Annotated in this window: 17 protein-coding genes and 1 pseudogene; 2 read left to right on the top strand and 16 right to left on the bottom strand. The window is 68.9% G+C overall.

The genetic code is table 11. The features are described from left to right. The first annotated feature begins 2 nt into the window (after positions 1 to 2). Positions 3 to 1316 carry a pyruvate dehydrogenase complex dihydrolipoamide acetyltransferase gene (locus ACZ52D_RS15395; RefSeq protein WP_464441841.1) on the top strand — a complete coding sequence of 438 codons (1314 nt, stop codon included), beginning with the start codon at positions 3 to 5 and terminating at the stop codon, positions 1314 to 1316. Positions 1317 to 1567: 251 nt separating this feature from the next. Beyond that, entirely contained in the window at positions 1568 to 3373 is a 1806-nt protein-coding gene (locus ACZ52D_RS15390) for a methyl-accepting chemotaxis protein (RefSeq protein WP_464441840.1), read from the top strand. Here ACZ52D_RS15390 and ACZ52D_RS15385 read toward each other — a convergent pair. The 16 genes and pseudogenes from ACZ52D_RS15385 to ACZ52D_RS15310 form a co-directional block, all read right to left on the bottom strand. Beyond that, on the bottom strand, positions 3370 to 3981 hold the full coding sequence (locus tag ACZ52D_RS15385; RefSeq protein ID WP_464441838.1) for a DUF2087 domain-containing protein: 612 nt from the start codon (positions 3979 to 3981) through the stop codon (positions 3370 to 3372). The two genes, ACZ52D_RS15390 and ACZ52D_RS15385, sit on opposite strands and share 4 nt — an antisense overlap. Positions 3982 to 4288: 307 nt before the next feature. Continuing rightward, positions 4289 to 5095 (bottom strand): serine O-acetyltransferase, encoded by an 807-nt coding sequence (gene cysE, locus ACZ52D_RS15380; protein WP_417471998.1) that lies wholly within the window; start codon positions 5093 to 5095, stop codon positions 4289 to 4291. A gap of 238 nt (positions 5096 to 5333) precedes the next feature. Further along, complete coding sequence (locus ACZ52D_RS15375; RefSeq protein WP_222453173.1) at positions 5334 to 5654, bottom strand: DUF7742 family protein; 321 nt, start codon at positions 5652 to 5654, stop codon at positions 5334 to 5336. Beyond that, positions 5651 to 9568 carry a baseplate multidomain protein megatron gene (locus ACZ52D_RS15370; protein ID WP_464441836.1) on the bottom strand — a complete coding sequence of 1306 codons (3918 nt, stop codon included), beginning with the start codon at positions 9566 to 9568 and terminating at the stop codon, positions 5651 to 5653. The genes ACZ52D_RS15375 and ACZ52D_RS15370 overlap by 4 nt, the downstream gene beginning before the upstream one ends. Beyond that, a complete protein-coding gene (locus ACZ52D_RS15365; protein WP_464441834.1) occupies positions 9568 to 10083 on the bottom strand; it encodes an NlpC/P60 family protein in 516 nt (171 codons plus the stop codon). Before ACZ52D_RS15365 ends, ACZ52D_RS15370 begins: the two co-directional genes overlap by 1 nt. Then, positions 10080 to 10967, bottom strand: a complete 888-nt coding sequence (locus ACZ52D_RS15360) for a DUF2163 domain-containing protein (protein ID WP_464441833.1) — start codon at positions 10965 to 10967, stop codon at positions 10080 to 10082. The genes ACZ52D_RS15365 and ACZ52D_RS15360 overlap by 4 nt, the downstream gene beginning before the upstream one ends. After that, a complete protein-coding gene (locus ACZ52D_RS15355) occupies positions 10964 to 11596 on the bottom strand; it encodes a phage distal tail protein, Rcc01695 family (RefSeq protein WP_464441831.1) in 633 nt (210 codons plus the stop codon). Before ACZ52D_RS15355 ends, ACZ52D_RS15360 begins: the two co-directional genes overlap by 4 nt. A 17-nt stretch (positions 11597 to 11613) precedes the next feature. After that, positions 11614 to 12273 carry a phage tail tape measure protein gene (locus ACZ52D_RS15350; protein ID WP_464441830.1) on the bottom strand — a complete coding sequence of 220 codons (660 nt, stop codon included), beginning with the start codon at positions 12271 to 12273 and terminating at the stop codon, positions 11614 to 11616. Next, positions 12266 to 12475 (bottom strand): rcc01693 family protein, encoded by a 210-nt coding sequence (locus ACZ52D_RS15345; RefSeq protein ID WP_222453179.1) that lies wholly within the window; start codon positions 12473 to 12475, stop codon positions 12266 to 12268. Before ACZ52D_RS15345 ends, ACZ52D_RS15350 begins: the two co-directional genes overlap by 8 nt. Next, positions 12472 to 12792: a gene transfer agent family protein gene (locus ACZ52D_RS15340; protein ID WP_464443142.1), complete on the bottom strand. Its 321-nt coding sequence runs from the start codon at positions 12790 to 12792 to the stop codon at positions 12472 to 12474. The genes ACZ52D_RS15345 and ACZ52D_RS15340 overlap by 4 nt, the downstream gene beginning before the upstream one ends. 19 nt (positions 12793 to 12811) lie before the next feature. Continuing rightward, a pseudogene (locus tag ACZ52D_RS15335) lies at positions 12812 to 12994 on the bottom strand (phage tail tube protein); the annotation flags it as partial. Between the two features lie 47 nt (positions 12995 to 13041). Then, the gene (locus ACZ52D_RS15330) at positions 13042 to 13449 is read right to left on the bottom strand and encodes a DUF3168 domain-containing protein (protein WP_464441829.1); all 408 of its coding nucleotides are present in this window, start codon (positions 13447 to 13449) and stop codon (positions 13042 to 13044) included. Beyond that, positions 13446 to 13778 (bottom strand): head-tail adaptor protein, encoded by a 333-nt coding sequence (locus tag ACZ52D_RS15325; RefSeq protein ID WP_464441828.1) that lies wholly within the window; start codon positions 13776 to 13778, stop codon positions 13446 to 13448. Before ACZ52D_RS15325 ends, ACZ52D_RS15330 begins: the two co-directional genes overlap by 4 nt. Continuing rightward, on the bottom strand, positions 13775 to 14374 hold the full coding sequence (locus ACZ52D_RS15320) for a head-tail connector protein (protein ID WP_464441827.1): 600 nt from the start codon (positions 14372 to 14374) through the stop codon (positions 13775 to 13777). Before ACZ52D_RS15320 ends, ACZ52D_RS15325 begins: the two co-directional genes overlap by 4 nt. 175 nt (positions 14375 to 14549) lie before the next feature. Beyond that, positions 14550 to 15731 carry a phage major capsid protein gene (locus tag ACZ52D_RS15315; RefSeq protein WP_464441826.1) on the bottom strand — a complete coding sequence of 394 codons (1182 nt, stop codon included), beginning with the start codon at positions 15729 to 15731 and terminating at the stop codon, positions 14550 to 14552. Further along, positions 15728 to 16318, bottom strand: a complete 591-nt coding sequence (locus ACZ52D_RS15310; RefSeq protein WP_464441825.1) for an HK97 family phage prohead protease — start codon at positions 16316 to 16318, stop codon at positions 15728 to 15730. Before ACZ52D_RS15310 ends, ACZ52D_RS15315 begins: the two co-directional genes overlap by 4 nt. Positions 16319 to 16322 lie beyond the last annotated feature (4 nt).

The raw sequence follows: 16322 nt of genomic DNA, 5'->3' as shown, positions 1-16322 counted from the left end.
AGATGCCAACAGAAATCCTGATGCCCGCGCTGTCTCCCACGATGGAGGAAGGCACCCTGGCAAAATGGCTGGTCAAGGAGGGCGACACCGTCTCCTCCGGCGACCTGATCGCCGAGATCGAAACCGACAAGGCCACCATGGAATTCGAAGCCGTGGACGAAGGTGTCGTCGGCAAGATCCTGGTGGCCGAGGGCTCCGAAGGGGTCAAGGTCAACACGCCGATCGCCGTGCTGCTGGAAGACGGCGAAAGCGCCGATGACATCGACAGCGCCGATGCCGCCCCGGCCGCGGCCAAGACCGAAGCGCCCGCCGAAGCCGCAGCTCCGGCCAAGGCCGACGCCCCCAAGGCTGACGCCAAGCCCGCACCGGCAGCCCCTGCCGCTGCAGACGGCAGCCGCATCTTTGCCTCGCCCCTGGCGCGCCGCATCGCCGCCGACAAGGGTCTGGACCTCGCGCAGATCAAGGGCTCCGGCCCGCGTGGCCGCATCATCAAGGTGGACGTGGAAAACGCCCAGCCGCCGGCCGCCAAGGCTGCCGCCCCGGCAACTGCCGCGGCCCCCGCAGCTGCAGCCGCGCCCGCCGCTGGCCCCTCCGCCGATCAGGTTGCCCGCATGTACGAGGGCCGCGACTTCGAAGAGGTCAAGCTCGACGGTATGCGCAAGACCATCGCTGCCCGCCTCACCGAGGCCAAGCAGCAGGTGCCGCATTTCTACCTGCGCCGCGACATCCAGCTGGATGCGCTGCTGAAGTTCCGTGCCGAGCTGAACAAGCAACTCGAGCCGCGCGGCGTCAAGCTGTCGGTCAACGACTTCATCATCAAGGCCTGCGCCCTGGCGCTGCAGGCGGTGCCGGACGCGAATGCGGTCTGGGCCGGTGACCGGGTGCTCAAGATGAAAGCCTCCGACGTGGCGGTTGCCGTCGCGATCGAGGGCGGTCTGTTCACCCCGGTTCTGCAGGACAGCGACACCAAATCCCTCTCGGCGCTGTCGACCGAGATGAAGGATCTCGCCGCCCGCGCCCGCGACCGCAAGCTGGCCCCGCATGAATACCAGGGCGGCAGCTTCGCGATCTCCAACCTCGGCATGTTCGGCATCGACAACTTCGACGCCATCGTGAACCCGCCGCATGCGGGCATCCTGGCCGTCGGGGCCGGTGTCAAGAAGCCGGTGGTCGGCAAGGACGGCGAACTGACCGTCGCCACGGTGATGTCGGTGACCATGTCGGTCGACCACCGCGTCATCGACGGCGCGCTTGGCGCCGAGCTGCTGAACGTCATCAAGGACAACCTTGAAAACCCGATGGTGATGCTGGCCTGACCGGCAGCCGCCTTGGGCTCGAGACCTTGACGCAGGCCGGGGAAATCCCCGGCCTGTTTTCGTTGCGGGCCTCGCCTCCGCCGCAGCGGACACGCGGTCAGCAACGGGCTGGAAAACCGTCGATTTGGCTACCCGCACACCGCCCAGGATGAAGCTTTCATGACAATCGGTCCTGGCCGCGGCGGTGTTTACGTCTCGTTCAGCTCTGGCTTCCTACTGCAAGGACATCTGTCATTTGCAGGAATTCTGTCATGTCCTTCGCTCTTCCGCAGTTCCGCCTGTTGCGCCGCCGGGGCGCTGCCCGCGTCGACACGTCCAGCGGCTTTGCCTGGCGGTCGCTCAACCTGCGCATCGCCCTTCTGGTAACCGTCTTTGCGCTGCTGACCGCGCTGCCGATGGCCTACCTCGCCGCCCAGCGGCTGCAGACCCAGGCCCTCGACAGCCTGCGCCTCTTGCAACGCGAGCTGACCACCGCCACCGCCCGCGAAATTGCCCAGCCGATGAAGCTGGGCTTCTCCGGCTCGGTCGAGCAGCAGATTGCCGATGTCATCGAACGGGCGGGCAGCAGCTTTGCCTATGCCCGCGCGGTCCGCGCCGATGGGGTGGTCATGGCCGAGGCCGGCCAGCCCCCCGCGGCCACGTCCGCCCTGCCCGATCTTGCCGCCATCAGCGACAGGGTGATGGCCGACGAACAGCCCTGGCAATCTTCCGATGGCCACACACTGGTGCTGCCGGTGACATCGCGCAAGGGGGCGATGCGCGGCGTGCTCGTGATGGTCTGGGATCCCGCCGCCACGCTCTCGGCCCTGCGGGCCGGGCTGCTGCGTGACGCGGCACTCGGCGCGGCGATCCTGCTGGTCTCCCTGCTCGGCTGCCTGGTGATCCTGCGCCGCCTGCTGGGGCGGCCGCTGCAGCAGCTCACCCGGGCGCTGGAGCGGATCACCTCCGGCGACTACGACTCGCGCCTGCCGCTTGCCACGCGCCGGGACGAGCTGGGCCGCATCGCCCGCCGCATCGACATGCTGCAAACCACCCTGGCCGAGGCCGCCGCCGCAGCCCGCAGCCGCGCGCGCGACCAGCAGGCCCAGGCCGACGCCGTCGAGCAGCTGCGCGGCGGGCTGGATGCGCTGGCCCGGCGCGACCTCAGCCACCGGCTCCACCAGCCGCTCGCCCCCGCCTACGAGCCGTTGCGCCGTGATTTCAACGACGCCCTCGACAGCCTCGCACGGATGATGACGCAGGTGCTGGGCACCGGCCACATGATCCTGTCCCACAGCAGCCGCATCCGCGGCGACTCCGCCACCCTGGCCGGGCGCATTACCAGCCAGGCCGCCGACCTGGGTGAGCTGTCACAGGCGCTGAACGACCTCAGCACCGCGCTTGGCGCCGCCGAGGACGAGGTCCGCGCCGCCAATGGCCTCGCCGCCAGCGCGGTCGAGCAGGCCGAGGCCAGCAATGCCGTGATGACCAGCGCCGCCGCCGCGATGGAAGGCATCCAGCACAGCGCCGCCCGCATCGGCTCGATCACCGGGGTGATCGACGACATCGCCTTCCAGACCACGCTGCTGGCGCTGAACGCCGGGGTCGAGGCCGCCCGGGCGGGCGAGGCCGGGCGCGGGTTCGCGGTGGTCGCCAGCGAGGTGCAGGCGCTCGCACAGCGCAGCTCCGAGGCCGCAACCGAAATCCGGGCGCTGATTTCCAGCACCAGCCAGCACATCAGCCAGGGCGCCGAGGAAGTCGGCAAGACCGGTGCGGTGCTGACCCGCATCATCGCGGATCTGGGCGAAATCTCCGGCTGCGTCAGCGGCTCGGCCCGCGGGCTCAGCCACGAGGCGGCGGCGCTGCGCGCGCTCACTGCCCGGCTGACCGCGCTGGAGGGCACCACCCGCGGCAACACCGATGTGGTAAACCAGACGGTGACCGCCATGTCCGGCCTGTGCCGCGATGCCGAAGGGCTCAGCCAGCTGGCCGCAGCCTTCCGCCTGCCCGCCGCGCAGGCTGACCAGCACGGCGCGCAGCCCGCGGCCCGCACTGCGGGCTGGCGCGCCGCCGGCTAGCTGGCGGGCTGCCCGGCGCCTTGCGCTTCCGCCTGTCCGGGCGGCGGCGCGGACGCACGGCGGCGGCGCAACGCGCGGATCAGCAATTGCGCCTCGGCGGGCGGTGCCTGTTCCACCCGGCGGTAGCCGCTGCCGTCGCGCCGCCGGGTCAGCAGCCCGCAGGAGATCATCGTGCGCCGCAGCGTTGCCGGATCGTCAAACCGATGCAGCCGGTTCAGCTTCGCGTTGACCTGCCGCTCCGCCATTTCCTGCCCCGCCGGCAGTTCGGCCCACAGCGCAAACAGCGCCAGCGTCTGCACCGCGCGCCGCGATGGCCAGCGCAGCAGTTGGCCCTGGCCATCGAACTGGTTCAGACAGCGTTCCAGCAGCCGGTGGTCAGCCTGCGCCTGCACCTCCTGCGCACCGGAGGCAGCTTGCTCCCTGCGGCGGCTTCGCGCCGCCGCCGCCTGCACCGCGCGCAGATGCTGCAGGTTCTGATACCCGCCCGCCCGCGCCAGCATGTTCATCAGTTTCAGATGGCCGGGGCTGCTTTCGCCCAGCTGGCGGCCAAGCGCGCGGCAATAGGCGGAAAGATCCTCAACCGCCAGGCTCAGGAGAAGTCTGTTCATCACATATCCATTTCTGGCGCCTGCCAAACCGCTGGCCGCTGTCTTGACGGATACCGGCGCCTCTGACGAAATGGAAAGGGCCGAATGCTGGGCAGGTTTAGCACCCCGTTGCGGGGCAGCGGCGCCTCGGTGTCTGCCGACCGTGCCCCGACCTTAGCCAAGACATTGCGCCGCGCCAAGCCTTTGGCATTCCCGCACGGCCAGGTGGCCCGGCAGCAAAAAGAGGGCACACCCGCCCCCTCACCTTTCTTCAAATACTCAAAACCCGCCGCGACCCCTCTGCACAACGGCCCGCGGATCAGCCGCCCTAGTCTTTGCCCAGCACCTGGTTCATGCTGATCGACGGCTGCGCGCAGCCCGCCTCGCCCACGATCTTGGCCGGCACGCCCGCCACCGTGGTGCAGGGCGGCACTTCCTCCAGCACGACCGAGCCAGCGGCAATGCGGCTGCAATGGCCCACCTTGATGTTACCCAGCACCTTCGCACCGGCCCCGATCAGAACGCCGTCGCCGATCTTGGGATGACGGTCCTCTTCTTCCTTGCCGGTGCCACCCAGCGTCACCGAATGCAGCATCGAGACGTTGTCGCCCACCACCGCGGTCTCGCCGATGACGATGGAATGGGCGTGGTCGATCATGATCCCCTTGCCGATGCGCGCGCCAGGGTGAATGTCGATGCCGAAGATCTCCGAAGTCCGCATCTGGAAGAAATAGGCCAGATCCAGTTGCCCCTGGTTCCACAGCCAATGGCTGACCCGATAAGCCTGCACCGCCTGGAACCCCTTGAAATAGAGGATCGGCTGCAGCAACCGGTGGCTGGCCGGATCACGCTCGTTGATCGCCACCAGATCGGCGCGCGCGGCCTCCACCAGGTCCGGGCGCGCGGCATAGGCGTCATCGACGATCTCGCGCAGCACCATCATCGACATCTCGTTCGAGCACAGCTTGGCCGAGATCCGGTAGGACAGCGCCTTCTCCAGCGATTTGTGGTGCAGGATACAGGCATGGATCAGCCCGCCCATCAGCGGCTGGGTGGCCACGGCCTCCTCGGCTTCGCGGGTGATCCGATCCCATACGGGGTCGACCGGGGTAATCGCCTGGCGCGTCTCGATCATGGCTCAGCATCCTTTATTCACTCGGCCCAGAATAGCCATCTAAGCCGGAATGGCGCAAACGCAAACCCGTGATCGGGCATATTTCCGATCTGAATACGTCGTCTCGCGCAAAGGTGAAGCCGGTTGCGCCGCCTTCGGCGGTGTCGCTTCGGGCCGGGCCCGAAGCGATCCGCGCCGCCAGCCCGCAGGGCTGGCGGCGCCCGGCCCAACCGCAGGCCATGCAGGTTTCGTGCAGGGATCAGCGGGCGGGAGCTGCCCCTCTGGCCTCGGATGTTCCCGCCAGCGCCGCGTCCAGTTCGCGCAGCACCAGCCGGGTGCAGGCAAGATAGGCGGGATCATCCAGGAACGGCTCTTCCGCCAAGGCAAACCGCCGCGCCGCCGCACTCAGCGTGCCGTCGCCCCAGCGCGGATGCAGGCGGTGCAGAAGATCGGTATGGGCCCGCGCCTCTGCCGCCATACCGAAAATGCGGCGGCACAGCGGCTCCCTGCGCTCTGGAGGCACCAGCAGCAAGGCCCGCGCCACGGCCGAGACATCGCCCGGCAGCACCGGCCGCCTCATGCCAGCACCCGCCGCGCCGCAGGCCCCGCGCCGTAGCGCGCCGACAGCTGCGCCACCTCCAGCACGTCGCCGGGCTGCACGCCGTCGGCGGCCTGCGCCGCAGCAGCATAGGCCCACTGCGGCGTCGCAACCGTGGCCTCGCGCAGCAGCGTCTCCCCGCGCAGCACGCGGATGCGGTAGGCCTCCAACTCTTCGCCCAGCGGCACGTCCGGCAGGTCCCAGCTGTCGCCCTCAATCCGGGTGCGGCGGATCCAGCCCGCAACCATGTCCCCGCCCAAGGCGCCCTGCAGCCGCAGATGCACCGGCGCATAGGGGCGCAGCCCGTTGCCGTCGAAGCTGTGCTGCTCATGCACATAGGAGGGATCGTCCAGCGCCCGCTGCGCCGGGCCGATACGGTAGTGCCGGGCGCGGCGGCGCTGGTCCGGCGCCAGCGCCAACTGCACCGCACTGCCGTCCAGCAGCACCACATAAGATCCCGCGGGCCAGACATCCGGCATCAGCGCATCCGTGCCGAGCTGACCGCGCAGCCGCCCGCGCAACAGATAGGTCTGCGGCGCGATCAGCTCCGCCTCGCGAAACTGGAACAGCTCCCAGTTGCCGGGGGTGCCGTCGCCGATGGCGGCAGCGTTGGCCCCGTTCAGCACCGCCTCCAGGCTGCGGCTTTCCAGGCTGCCCCAGATCAGCCGCAGCTGCAGATCTTCGCCACGATCCCAGATCCCGGCCCGCGCCGCCGCCAGCGGCGTCTCAGTAATGCCGATCACCTGACGGGCGGCAATCACCCGCTCCAGCGCGTAATTCTCATCCGTGGCAGAGCCATAGACCGCAACGCTGCCCGGCCATCTGGCGGCAGTCAGCGCCAGATGCGGCGCCTCTGGCACCTCGTCGCCGCGCATCAGCGGCAGGTCCAGGAACAAGGGCAGCACCGGCCCCGGCGCGGCAAAGGCGCTGACGTGGGGCAGCTCTTCGGCCGCATCGGCAGTGTCATAGACGCCGGGCTCGATCCGCACCGCCTCGACCAGCTGCGCCTCGGCCTGTTCCACCCGGTCGATGCGGTAGCTCCGCGCTCCGCCCTCCAGCGGCAGCGAGACCACGTCGCCCGCACCCAGATGCAAGAGCGACGGCGGCAATGAGAACCGCAGCGTGTCGCGCGAGATCCGCGCCTCGGCCAGCCAGCGCGCCACCACCTGCCGCGCCTCGGCCCGGGTCAGCGCCAGCGGCAGCGCGTTCTGGCTGACCGCATGGGTGGCCTCGTCCGGCAGCACCGCCTCGACCGCGCCAGCGGCATGGTCGCCGCCCCATTCGGTAAACCGCAAACGCACCCGGCCTGCCAGCTCCGCCTCGCTGGCGCGGGCGGCCTCCAGCCGACTGCCGATCTCGGCGTGTTCGGCCAGCTGGTCCAGCGGCAGCGCCTGCGCCGCCGTGCCCTTGCGCATGACGAAGCGCAGAACCCCGTCGCGTTCCACCGCGTCAAATCCGTGCTGCAGCATCAGGGGCTGCAGCGCGGCGCGGGCATCGCCGAGATCGGCGATCACCTGCCCATGTACCACGCCATAAAGCTGCGAGACATCGATCTCCTCCAGCCCCGCGCGATGGCATATCTCCTCTACTACCGAGGCCAGGGTGCGCTGCCCCGCCCGCCCGTTCAGCCAATGGCCGCGCAGGTAATTCTCGCCGTCGTTCCAGATCGCAAGACGGCTCGGGAAGGCGGGAAAGGGCCGCGCGTCCCAAGCCCAGACATAGGCGTTGCTCATGTCTAGCATCGGCGCGCCGTATACCTCGGACACCGGGTTGTTCGCCGCCTCGCCCCAATAGCCCAGCACCGCCCGCAGGTAGTGGATCTGGATCAGGTCGTCACGCTGGCCGTTGGAATATTTCGGCAGCTTTGACTCCGAGCTTTTGGGATCAAGGAACTTGTTGGGCTGGTTGGTGCCCTTGTCGATCGCCGCACAGCCCAGTTCGGTGAACCAGATCGGCTTGGATTGCGGCAACCAAGGCGTCGGCACAGCCTGCCGCACACCGCCGATCCGCTCGTGATGCTCCTGCGCCCACCAGTTGCGGATATCCTTGTAGCGCCACACCCAGGGCTCGTCATGCGCGCCATCGGTGATCGGGGTGCGGATCTGCGCCGCATCGGCCTCGGGCGAGTGGTAGTACCAGTCATAGCCCTCGCCGCCCTCGATATTGCTGCGCAGGTAGGCGGGATCGTAGATCGCGGGCACGCCCGCCTGTGCGTCCAGATGATCGTCGCCCTCGCGCCAGTCGCTGAGCGGCATGTAATTGTCGATGCCGATGAAATCGATGTTTTCATCCGCCCACAGCGGGTCGAGGTGGAAGTACCGATCGCCCTCGGGCGACTGATAGCCCCAGTACTCGGACCAGTCGGCGGCATAGCCGATCCGTGTGTCCGGCCCCAGCAGCGCGCGCGCCTCGGCGGCCAGCGCCTGCAGCGCCGCAACCGCCGGAAAGCCCGCAGCGCCGCGGATCTGGGTCAGCGCCCGCATTTCCGAGCTGATGCAGAAGGCCTCGACCCCACCTGCCGCCGCACACAGGGCGGCGTAGTGCAGGATGAACCGGCTCAAGCTCCATTCCTGCGGCCCGGTATAGGTCACACTGCCCTCAGCCACGGTGAAATCCGCCGCCGTCACGGTGCCGAAGAAGGCCGCCACCTCCGCATCCGCAGCCGCCGTGCCATCGGGGGAGCCGGGCTGGCTGGGGGCCGCCGACAGGGTGATCCGCCCCCGCCACGGCAACTGCGGCTGGCTGGCGGCACCAGTCCAGGGGTCGGGCAGCGCATTGCCCTCGGCCTGGTCCATCAGGATGAACGGGTAGAACATCACCCGCAGCCCGCGCGCCTGCATTTCCCGGACCGACTGGATCACCGCGGCGTCGGCGGGTGTGCCGCCATAGAGCGGCGTGCCATCCTGCGTCAGCACCGCCTCGGCTGCCGCCCGGTCCAGCCCGCTGACCCGCCAGGGCAGGCTGCCCTCGGCGCTCTTATGTTCAACCTTCGGCTTCAGGCTGCACGTCCCGCAGCGCAGATCGCCGCCGAACCAGGACACGATCAGCGAGGCGGCACCGCAGGCCGGCAGCTCCGCCTCTAGCGCGTTCAGCGAGGTCTTGAGGTCCGACAGCTCTGATGGCGTGTGCTGGTTGGCAGGCTTGGCATCGCCCGGACCGCCCGAATACTGCACCACATCCGCCGCCAGCGTGTATTCACCGGTGCCGGGCATCAGCGCCACCCCCTGCACCAGCTGGCCCAGATCCTGCGCGTGCGTGCTGCTGCCGGGCTGTTCGGCACGCAGCACATCAAAGGAGAACTGCGGCACCCGGTTGCCAAAGCGGGAGAGGTCCAGGTTCTCCATAACCACATAGGCGGTGCCGCGATAGGCGGGTACCTGGCCTGCACCCTCCACCGCTTCCATCACCGGGTCAGGCAGCTGGTCCGGGCTGCCGGTGTAGACGGTCATGTTCAGATCTCTTGGCGAGACTTCCTCGCCATCGGCCCAGACGCGGGCGACATGGGCGATCTCGCCCTCGCACAGGGCAATGGCCAGCGACACCGAATAGCTGTAGCTGGTCACCTGCGGCTGTGCCGGGCGGCCCTTGCCGCCACCCCCGCCGCTGGTGGTGGCAGTTTCCAGAAACTCGGAGGCCCAGATCACCTGCCCGCCCAGCCGCATCCGGCCAAAGACCTGCGCCACCGGGGCGCCGTCGCTGGCCTGGGTCAGCCGCAAGCGGTCGACCTTGCCGGTCTCCACCGGGTCCGAGCCCGCCCCCAGCAGCCGCTCATCGATCATCCGCCCGAAGGTGGCCCCCACCGCGCGACCGATGACGGCCGAGGACAGCCCCGCAACCGTGCCGCCGATTGTGCCGCCGATCGCCGCACCGGCGGCGGATAGAAGTATGGTTGCCATCAGATCTGCTCCTTGGGGAAGTGAAACCGCGCCACGATGCGGCGCTGCCAGGGCGGGGTCAGCGGGCTTTCGACCACCCCGTGGCCTGCGTAGGCGTGAATGAAGGCCGGGCAGCGCCCGTCCGCCCCCCCGGGCGGATGCTTCACGCCCGCCCGCGACCCGACGCTGCCCTTTCCGCCAGAACTCGCCACTATGGACTGCACCCCCAGATGCTTGGCCACCGATCCGGCGCGCATGCGGAACAGGATCACGTCGCCCGGCGCGGCCTGCTGCAACGGCTTGGCCGTCAGGTGCCGCGCCGCCGCCTGCCACAGCGCCTCGCGGCCCTGAGGTTCGGACCAGTCCATCGTATAGGCGGGCGGCAGCTCCGGCTCGGTGCCCAGCAGCTCGCGCCAGAGACCGCGGATCAGCCCCAGGCAATCACAGCCCGCGCCGCGGCAGCTGGCCTGATGCACATAGGGCGTGCCGATCCAGCACCGCGCCGCCGCGACCACCCTGCCCGCCGCCGCGCTCATCTCCGGCTCCCGCCGCCGTTGACACCAGAGCGTCGCGGCACCGCCATCACCCAATCCTCGCCGGGGATGTCGGGAAAGCCCTGGAAGTTCAGCAGGTTGTTGAACTTCAGCCGACAGGTCTCCAGCCGCTTGTCGCAGCCCGCCTGCAGGCGGATCATGTCGCCCGGCGCCACCGCGGCGCGGATCGGCTCCCACAGGCTGATCTCGCGGCCGCCGGCGTCGCGCCGGTCGGCCTTGACCGCCGCCCACAGCCCCGCCGCCGCGCCGCTGAGGACCGTCAGGCGGCCATGGGTGAACCAGCCCGGCTGGAACCCCGGAAGATCCTCCCAGCGGAACCGGTCGAGGCGCGGCACCTCTGCCGCAGGCAGGTCGGTCGCGTAGCCGGGGGTGGTCAGGTCAAAGCCGCAGGCGGCATCGCCCAACACCGCGGTGCAGGGCTTCTGGTAGACCCGGCCCTGCGGCTGGTTCAACGCTTCGGTCAACCCGCGCAGCTCTGCCTCGAATGCGCCGCCGGCGCGGCGGATCTCTCCCAGCGTGCCGCGAAACTGCAGCCAGCGCATCGTCACATCGCGCCAGTTGACCAGCCAGCAGCGCAGCTCGGCCCCGTCATGGCGGCCCGCCTCGATGTCAGCCTCGGTGACGGCGGCATCGGACAGCACGCCCAGTGCTTCGCTATTGTCGACCGACAGGCCGGTGGCCTGGCTCACCGCCCGCGCCGTCAGCCCGCTGCCGGGGCGGAAAGTGATGCCGTCGAAGCTGAGAGTACAATCATGGTCGGTGAACCCCAGCTCCATACCGTCCCGCCGCCGCAGCGCCCAGGCGCGGCAAACGGTCGTCACACCGGTCTGAAGATGAGCGCGGAAGTCATCGGAAAGACGGCTCATACCCGCAGCTCCACCACCGGCACCGCCGGTGCTTCGCCCGCCTGAAAAGAGGCGACGCTGGTCTGGATGCTGGCGGTGTCGAACCGCACCGGCACGTCGAACTCAAACCCCGCGCGCAGCACCAGGCCTTTCTCCGGCGGATGCGACAGGGTGATCAGGCCGGTGGCGGTGTCGAGCATGTAATCGACGCCCTCCTGCAGCGCGTCCTGGCCGATGCCCACCTGTACGGTGCCCGCCACAGGCTTGGTGATCGGGCGCTGATAACTGTGGCCGCCGGAGCGGTAGGTCTTGGCCAGCTGAAAGGTCACCGTACTGCCGTCGCCGGTGGCGATGTCCTGATCGTCAAAACGCACTTCGGCGCTGGGGCGGGCGGATTTGTAGTCGCTCCAATCCTTCCAGCGGAAGCCATAGAGCTGGCCCTGACGCGCCTCGAAAAAGGCGATCAGCGTCTCGATATCCTCCAGCGCACGCAGCCCCAATCCCGCGTCATAACGGCGGCGCGAATGCGCCCAGGGGGTGTTGCGCTCCTCGAACCCATTGGCGAGCGTCACCACATCGGTGCGCCGCTCCGGGCCGCCGACCGAGCCGAAGCTGAGCGAGGCGGGAAATCGGACTTCGTGAAAATTCATATACTTACCCTCCGATCTTAACGATTGCGCCCGCCGCGGGACAGCGCCCGGGACAGCTGTGCGGCGATCTGGCTGCGGCTGCGTTCAAAGCCCTGCACGTCCGGGGTGGAGACATTCATCACCACGTGCACCGCGCCGCCGCCCTGCGCACGCACCCCCAGCGCGCCGTCGGCACCGCGGGTGAGCGGCAGGATCGCCTCCGGCCCGGCCTCGCCCATCAGCCCGGTGGCGCCGCGCATCGGAAAGGCCACCGGCCCGCTGACCACGCCGCCCTTGGCAAAGGGCATCACCCGGCCCTGGCTGAAGGCGCCGCCCTCGGCAAAGGGCAGCAGCCCGCCGACGAGCGCGCCGAACCCTTCGCTGAGCAGCCCCGCGGCATGATTGGTCACCGGCTTCATCGCCGCGTTGTAGGTGGTGCGCACCAGGCTGCGGGCCAGCGTGTCCATCGCCTGTGACAGGCTGTTGCCGTCGAACACCAACCCGTCAAAAGCACGCCGCAAACCCTTGGAAAGACTGCGATCCAGCACCTGCGCGTCACGGCCGGTTTCGGAAAACCCCTGCTTGACGCGGCCCAGCACCTCGGCAAATCCCGCCGCCATGTCCGAAGCCCCGTCCAGCGCCTCGCCCAGGGCTTCGCCCTGCAGTTCCAGTTCCGCCATCGAAGATGTGTCAGTCATCTGTTGCCTCCTTCTTCGCAGGCGTGTCGGGATAGGCGCGCATCAGGTCCGCCAGCCGCGCCCGCTGCATCGGTTGCGCCTGCGTGCCTGCGCCCAGCATCAGCTGCAGCTCGGCCGGGGTCAGCAGCCAGAAGTCGCGCGGCAGCAGCCGCAGCCCGCCGATCCCGGCGCGCATCAGCCCTGACCAGTCCAGCCCGGTCATGGGGTTTGCGGCGGGGTGAAGCTGCGTGTCAGCAGCTCTGCCGCGACCCGTGCCGCCTGCATAGGCCCGCCCTCAATGCTGCCCGCCGCCAGCGCCTCGCGGCAGAGATCATGGCCGCCGCCGCGCAAGCCCGCGGCAAGGAGCGCAAGCACGTCGCGGGCGGCAAACCGGCCTTGTTCAAACCGCTGCACCAGCGCAATCAGAGTGTCCTCGCCCAGTAGCTGCTCCAGCTCCGCCAACGCGCCCAGAGTCAGTTTCAGCGCGTAAGGCGTTCCATTCACGACCAATTCCGCCTCGCCTGCCTGTGGGTTCACCATCGGATCACACAGCGACAAAGCTGAGCGCACCGGCGCTGGCCAGCAGTTCGCGCCAGCCGCCCTGGCTTTCGAGGCTGGTCACATCGACGCTTTCGGCGTTGAAGCTGATCCGCGTGGCGCGCAGCCCCGCGATGGTTTCGAACAGGCCGGCGCCGTTCATGTCGACCTTGACCAGAAGGTCCTTGCCGTTTTGTACAGTCATGGGTTTTCTCCGAATGAAGTGTCATGGGGCGCTGATCGCCGCGGAGGTCACACGTCCTCGAGGCGGGCGCGGAAGCGCAGGGTGATCTGCCTGCCGCCGCCGGTCAGCCGTTCGGCGCGGGCGCGGTCGAACCACAGGCCCGCCAGCCGTCCGCGCGGCAGCGGCACCGCCGCGCCGACCAGCGCATCGCAGACGGCGGCGGCAGCGGATTTCGCGGCGGCAAACCCGGCCGCATCGCTGGTGACGGTCACGAAAAAGCGGTGCTCTGCGCCGCTGCCGGTGACGTCGGAGCGGTCCAGAACCTCCTCGCCGCCGAGCGCCACATAGGTCTGCGGCAGCGTGCCTGCGGGCAGCGCGTCATAGATGGCGCTGCCAACCAGTTCCGACAGCGCCGCATCACCGCTGAGATGGGTGTAGATGGCGGATTGCAGCCCGCCAGCCAGGGCATAGGTCATGTTGCCACCTCCTCGACCGCGAAACAGGTGAGGTAGCGACCCGCGGCATCAGTTTCTGCAACCGCATCAATGCGGTAGATCCGGTTGTTATCGCGGAAACGCTGGTCCGGGCGCGGTCGGGATGCAAAGCCATCCGGTGCTGCGCGCAGGGTGATGCGGTACTTCTGCAAAGATAGCCCGTCGCCCGCAAGACGCCCGGACAGCGGTTTCACCTCTGCCCAAAGGGTGCCGAGGGCAACCCAGGTTTCGCTAAACCCGCCAGCGCCGTCGGGGCTGCGCTGGGGGTCCTCCAGCACCAGGGCGCGGCTGAGATCGGGGAGCCGTTTCATGCCAGCCCTCCCGCCACCAGCCGCAGGCTGCGGTAGCGTTCGATCAGGCTGGTGACGCCAAAGGGCATGCAGCCCCCGTGCAGTCCGGTGTCGGAGCGGTGTTCGTAGTAATGCGCCGCCAGCAGCATCACCGCCTGGCCCAGATCGGCTGGCAGGCTGCCCCAATCCGCCGCCATCCCGGCCCGCAGGGAAATCCGCGCGCTGCCGCCCGCGGGAATGGCAGGCAGCAGCGCACCCGCCGGGCACAGCCGCGGGCGGTGGCTGTCGGCCTCCAGATGATAGGACGCCGGATCCAGCAGGGTCTCCGTCCCGGCGGCGTCGCGCAAGTGTACGGCGTCGATCGTTGCAACCGGAGCAATCGGCAGCAACATCCGCGCGCGATCGCGCCAGTGCCGGACCTCCAGCAGGAATTCACGTGTTATCAGTGCCTTGCCGGTCCTTCCTTCGATCGCAGCCAGGGCCGCGCGCAGGAAACCGGACAGCACCGGATCCTGCAGCCCCGCCTCGCCAAAGCCGGTGCCGAGGCGCAGATGCGCCTTGAACTCGGCCAGGGGCAGCGCGGTATCCGGCACCGGAGTCACTTCGCTCAGCATCATCATCTTACTCCTGTGGCCTCCCCCGTCGTGGTCCCGGTCTGCGGGCGGTGAAAGATGCGGCAGGCACGCGCCATCCCTTGCCGCTCGGTCGGAGGGGGAGCAGCTGGACGACAAGGGAAAAGTCGGGCATGCCTGCCGGCGGAGCGGGCTGCCGCCCCGCCATCGGTCCTGACGGTCAGGTCAGGCCGAATTTCATCAGCTTGATCGCGGCAAAATCGCTGACGTCGCCGCCCACCCGCTTGGTGGCATAGAACAGCACATGCGGCTTGGCGCTGAACGGGTCACGCAGCACCCGCAGGTCGGGGCGCTCGGCGATGGTGTAGCCCGCGCCAAAGTCGCCAAAGGCAATGGAGTAGCTGTTGCTGGCCGGATCGGGCATGTCCTCGGCCACCAGCACGGGGTAGCCCATCAGCCGCGCAGGCTCCCCCGCGGCGAGACCGTCGGACCACAGGAAGCGACCGTCGGCGTCCTTCAGTTTTCGCAGCATTCCCGCGGTCTTGGAGTTCATGATGAAGGTGGCATTGGCGCGGTATTCCGCCGCCAGCGCATAGACGAGGTCGATCACCGCATCGCCGCTGCCGACGTCGCCGTCCACACCCGAAGCGACATAGCCGATGCTGCCCCAGCTCCAGCTGGTGTCGTCCACCTTGGGGTGGAACAGGAAGCCCTTGGGCTTGTCGATGCCGTCGCCGTTGATGAAGGCCGCCGCCTCGGACCGGGCGAACTTGCCGGCGATGCGGCCGGCCAGCCAGCCCTCGATGTCAAAGGCGCTGTCATCCAGCAGCCGCTGCGAGGCCTTGGGCAGCGCGCTCAGCTCGTGCAGCGGGATGGTGATGCGGTCGATGGTGCCGGTGCCGGTCTCTGCCGTGGGATCGGTCTCGGTGGCCCAGCCGGCGCCCAGCTCGCTGTGGTCGATCAGCACGTCGTAGGAGGTCGCTTCCACATGCACCACCGAGGCCACCGCGCGGATCGAGGCGGAGGATTGCAGCACGGTCTTCACCGTCTCGGCGGTCTGCGGGTCGACCAGGTAGCCGCCGTCGCTGCCCACGGCAGTGGACATCGCCTTGCCCTCCAGCTCCAGCCCGCGCAGGCCGTCGTCGTCACCGCTGCGCAAGTAAGCGTTGAAGGCTTTCTGATGCGGCGCCGCATTGTCGCGGGCGGCGGCCAGAGGGGGGCGGTTCTGAGAGATTGTCTTACGGTCCAGCATGGTCACTCGCTTTTCTGCCTGTTTCAGCCTTGATTGCACGTCGGTTTGGAACCCCTTGAATTCCTGAAGAAAGCCGGACATGGCCTGCTTGACTTCATGGACCAGGGGAAGGGTGTCGCCGGACTGGTCCGGCTGGGTGTCTGTGCTCATGTGCTTTGTCCTGTCTTGAGGTCACGGGTGATCTGGCGCAGGCCGTCGGCCAGGGCGCGCAGGGCATCGCTGCCGGGCTCGGCCGCTTCGCCGCCGGGGGTGTCGGCGCTGGACTTGCCGGTCACCCGGGCGGCGGGCAGCATCGGGAAGGTGACCAGCGAGACCTCCCACAGTTCCACCCGGCACAGCTGGCGGCAGCCGTCGGCGCCGCGGGCAGCCTTCTGGGTGCGGTAGCCAATCGACAGCCCGTCAATGGCGCCCGCCTGGATCAGCGCGGCGACCTCGGCCCCCTTGGCAGTGGCGGTCAGGATGCGTCCCTTGACGAACAGCCCGCGGGTGTCCTCGCGCACCTCGTCCCAGACGCCGATCGGCTGTGCCGGGTCGTGCTGCCACAGCATCTTGACGCTGCGCCCCTCGGCCGCCAGTGCCGCCAGCGAGGCCGCATAGGCGCCGGGCTGCACTACGTCGCCGCCCCGGTCGGGTCGGCCGAACAGGCTGGCGTAGCCGCTGATCGCGGCGGCGCCGGTCAGCGCCAGATCCTTGCCGAAGCTGGCGAATTTATGTTCGAGCGGGGGAATGTCCTGCATGACA

This window comes from Leisingera sp. S2M4 (assembly GCF_055398055.1).
The sequence above is the reverse complement of the archived record's forward strand: the minus strand, read 5'-3'. Positions and strand labels throughout refer to the sequence as shown.